At 72.1% G+C, this 4,042-nt stretch carries 5 protein-coding genes and 1 pseudogene; 2 read left to right on the forward strand and 4 right to left on the reverse strand.

Features of this window, described 5'->3' with window-relative positions:
• From GH736_RS18610 to truB, 4 genes are all read right to left on the reverse strand, one after another.
• On the reverse strand, positions 1 to 417 hold a 417-nt coding region (locus tag GH736_RS18610; RefSeq protein WP_159606013.1), incomplete at its 3' end, for an adenylyltransferase/cytidyltransferase family protein.
• Positions 414 to 890: a hypothetical protein gene (locus GH736_RS18615; RefSeq protein WP_159606015.1), complete on the reverse strand. Its 477-nt coding sequence runs from the start codon at positions 888 to 890 to the stop codon at positions 414 to 416. The genes GH736_RS18610 and GH736_RS18615, both read right to left, overlap by 4 nt.
• A gap of 24 nt (positions 891 to 914) precedes the next feature.
• On the reverse strand, positions 915 to 1,283 hold the full coding sequence (locus tag GH736_RS18620; protein WP_159606017.1) for a hypothetical protein: 369 nt from the start codon (positions 1,281 to 1,283) through the stop codon (positions 915 to 917).
• Positions 1,280 to 2,188, reverse strand: a complete 909-nt coding sequence (gene truB, locus GH736_RS18625) for a tRNA pseudouridine(55) synthase TruB (protein ID WP_407922372.1) — start codon at positions 2,186 to 2,188, stop codon at positions 1,280 to 1,282. Before truB ends, GH736_RS18620 begins: the two co-directional genes overlap by 4 nt.
• A gap of 53 nt (positions 2,189 to 2,241) precedes the next feature.
• Here truB and GH736_RS25645 point away from each other — a divergent pair.
• Positions 2,242 to 2,379, forward strand: a pseudogene (locus GH736_RS25645) (2-dehydropantoate 2-reductase N-terminal domain-containing protein); the annotation flags it as partial.
• Between the two features lie 25 nt (positions 2,380 to 2,404).
• A partial coding sequence (locus GH736_RS18630; RefSeq protein ID WP_159606019.1) for a transglutaminase family protein occupies positions 2,405 to 4,042 on the forward strand: 1,638 nt, incomplete at its 3' end.

A 4,042-nucleotide genomic window follows, 5' to 3' on the forward strand; every position in this document is an offset into this window, starting at 1 on the left:
GATCCTGCCGTCGACGGCCTCGACGCGGAGCGCCAGCGGATCCTCGACCGGACTGATCGCGGTGACGAGCTCCGAGCCCTCGAAGTGCAGCGATTGGAGGTTGCCGACCGCGTACCCGGTCGCCAGCGCACGGTCGAACGGCAGCATCACCGTCGCGTCGACGCCCGTCGTGGCGAGCAGCTCGAGCTTCTGCCGCACGCTCACCAGCGAGTCGGGGCATTTGTCGGGCGCGAGCAGCGCCAGCGGATTGCGGTCGAACGTGACGACCACGGCGCGCAGGTCGCCCTCGGCGGCGATCGAGCGGATCCGGTCGATCACCGCACGGTGTCCGCGGTGCACGCCGTCGAACTTGCCGATGGTGACCGCGCTCGGACCGAAGCCGGCGGGCACCGCATCGAGGCCCTTGTACGTCTTCACGCGGCATCCGCCCCGCTCGTCGTCGCAACCTGCCCGGTCGGCTGGGACGACGCCGGTCGATGCGTCGCGAGCCACCACATGCCGAGCACGGGCAGCACGAGCGGGATGAAGAGGTAGCCACGGCCGAACCACGACCACACGGTGTCGTGCGGGAACAGCTCGGGGAACGCGATGCTCAGCGCGCCGACCACGACCACGCCCGTGAACTCGAAGGCGATCGTCACCCACGCGACGCGGTACCAGCCGCGGCCCGACCGCACGAGCGCGATGGTCGCGAGCACGTAGACCACCGCGGCGAGCGCCGAGAGCGAGTACGCCAGCGGCGCCTCGTCGAACTTCGTGGCGATCTGCACGAACGAGCGACCGATCGCGGCGAGGGCGAGCACGGCGTAGACCGCCACGAGCACGCGCCCGATCCCGCTCATCCGCCGCCCGCCGTTCGTCTGGGGCCGGGCACTCCGCACGTCAGTCATGTCGTTCGATTCTCTCATCCGCGGCTACGCCTGCTGCACGGTCCAGATCTGCAGCATCCGGTACACCATCACCGCGACCGAGAGCGCGGCGACGCCGAGGATCACCGTGCTCCAGCGGTTGCGTTCGAGGAGCGCCCAGAAGATCGCCGCGGGCGGGATGAGGAGCGCGCCCACGAGGTACACGTAGAACTCGAGCACGCTGCCCGTCGGCTGGTTGCCGAACGCGGGCGCGGCGATGGCGACGACGAGCTGCACGATGAGCAGGAGTTCCACGAGCACGAGCGCGCCGTTGGCCAGGTCGTTCGGCACCCGGCCTGCGAGGCCGAGCACGAGGCAGAGCAGCCCGGCCGCGACCGCGACGGCGAGCTGCACCCAGGTGAACCACTCGATCATGCGTCGGCCTCGGCCGGGAACCCGGTGACCACCTTCAGCGTCGAGCCGCGCCGTTCCACGATCGCGACGAGTCGGTCGTCGGGGGCGATGGCCGCGATGGCTCGGGCATCGGCGTCGGCGATGGCGCCGGCCGGTGCGGCGTCGATGCGCTTGCCGTGGCCGAGGTCGACGGCCTGCTCGTCGGTGACGGATGCCACGGGCAGCGCCCGCCGAGCGGCATCCGACGGGCTCATCAACGCCGCTCCCACGTCGAAGCCCTCGAGGGCCGCCGCGTCCTCGACCCGGAAGGCCCCGATGCGCGTGCGCCGGAGTGCGGTGAGGTGGCCGCCGGTGCCCAGGTCGGCCCCGATGTCGCGGGCGAGGGCCCTCACGTAGGTGCCCGACGAGCACTCGACCCGCACGTCGACGTCGACGAAGTCGTCGCCGCGTCGCACCGCGAGCGCCTCGAACGCCGAGACCGTCACCGTGCGGGCGGCGAGTTCGACCGCCTCCCCCTCCCGCACGCGCTGGTAGGCGCGCTTGCCGTCGACCTTCACCGCGCTGACGGCACTGGGCACCTGCTCGATCACGCCGGTCTGGCGCTGCATCGCAGTGGCCAGCGCGTCGTCGTCGATCCCGCCGATCAGCGCTGCGGATGCCGCGTGCAGCGGTTCGCCCTCGGCGTCATCGGTCGTCGTGTTCCAGCCGAGCCGGATGGTGGCGAGGTACTCCTTGTCGAGGCCGACGAGGTAGTGCAGCAGTCGCGTCGCGTGATCGACGCCGAGGACGAGCAGGCCGGTCGCCATCGGGTCGAGGGTGCCCGCGTGGCCGATCTTGCGGGTGCCGGCAAGCCGGCGCATCCGCGAGACCACGTCGTGGCTGGTGATTCCCTGCGGCTTGTCGACGAGGAGGATGCCGCTGTTCACGCCGTACAGGCTAACAGCCACGCGGGCCGCGCCCGCGTGCGGCGCTGCTCACCATGCTGGTCCGGGGCCGCTCGACGTCCGCCGACGCACCCTACGCTGGGAGCGTGAGGATCGGGATCATCGGCGCCGGCGCGCTCGGCGGCACCTTCGCCGTGCTGCTCGCCCGCGCGGGCCATGACGTCGAGGTCACCGCGCGCGGACTTCGACAACGCGCCGGTGCGTACGCCGCCGTCGCTCGTGCCGGTGCTCGAGGCCGGGGTGCTCGTGCTCCTGCTCACCCTGCTCTTCGGCGGCTCGACGAGCTTCGCGCTGCTCATCCCCACGCAGGGCACGTTCGAGACCTTCGGCGAGCTCCTCGGGGGCGCCCAGCGCACGATCGAGCAGCAGGCGGTTCCGGCGATCACGGTGCCTGCGCTGTCGTTCGTGCTCGCGCTGGGCGTCGGCGTGCTGGCCATCGTCATGGACGTGCTCGTGCAGACGCTGCGGATGCCGGCGCTCGCCGCCGTTCCGGCGCTGGTGCCCATCCTCATCCCGGGCTTCATCATCGAGGCCGGGGCGGAGCTCCCCACGCTCGTCCTCACCGCCGCGGCCTACCTCCTGCTCCTCCGCGTCGACGTGCGCGTGCGTCGCAGGGCCCGGCTCGACGCCGGGGACGAGGGCACCGAGGTCGCCACGGTCATCGCGCCCAAGCGCGTGCCGATCGTCTCGACGCTCGGCGCCTCGCTCGGCCTCGCCGCCGTCGGACTGCTCGCCGCATCGGTGCTCGCGGCGTCCACGCCGAGCATCTCCACGAGCCTGCTCCTCGGCTCGCCCTCGCAGGGCACCCTGTTCGCCCGGGGCGTCAGCCCGTTCATCGACCTCGGCCGCGACCTCCGACGCCCGGAGGCGAGCCCCGCCTTCCACTACCTGGCGAGGGACGGCGACCGCCCGTACTTCACGCTGCTCACACTCGACCGGTTCGAGGGCGAGGTGTGGAGTGCGACGGAACGCGCGGTCGACGGCGACAACACGGTCGACGCGCTGCCGCGCCCACGCGGGCTCTCCCGCGCGATCGAGACGTCGGAGCATCCGATCGACGTCGTCATCGACGATGTGCGCACCACGTGGCTGCCGGTGCCGTATCCGACCTCGAGCATCGAGGGCCTGGCGGGGTCGTGGTTCTGGGAGGACGACTCCCTGACGGTGCGCAGCGTCGACGCCGACACCGACGGGCAGCGCTACCGGGTCACGCGCCTCGACGTGGCGCCCACCCCGAAGCAGCTGCGCGAGGCCGACCCCGACGTGCCCGAGAACCTCGCGCCATACCTGGCGCTGCCCGAGGAGATGCCGGCGATCATCACCGACACCGCGGCATCCGTCACCGCCGGGATGCCCTCGAAGTACGACGCCGCCGTGGCGATCCAGGCCTACCTGCGCGGGGTCGACTTCGACTACTCCACCGACGCGCCGGTCGAGGAGGGCTTCGACGGCGGCGGATTCGACGTGATCGCGAAGTTCCTCGAGGTGAAGGAGGGGTACTGCGTGCACTTCGCCTCGACGATGGCGGTGCTCGCGCGCGAGGTCGGCATCCCCGCCCGGATCTCGATCGGGTACACGCAGGGCTCGCCGACCGAGGAGCGCGTGGAGGGGGTGCAGCGCGTCGAGGTCGACTCCCACGACCTGCACTCGTGGCCCGAGCTCTACTTCGACGGCATCGGCTGGGTGCCGTTCGAGCCGACGCCGGGTCGCGGCCTGGTGCCCGACTACTCGCGTCCTGGCGCAGGGGAGGAGCGCGGCCCCAACGTGCCGAACGCGGCGACCTCCACGCCCGGGGCGGGCGACCGGTCCGACCTCGACCCCGATCGCGGACTCGCC

This window comes from Agromyces humi (genome assembly GCF_009720255.1).
GTDB classification, from domain to species: Bacteria; Actinomycetota; Actinomycetes; order Actinomycetales; family Microbacteriaceae; genus Agromyces; species Agromyces humi.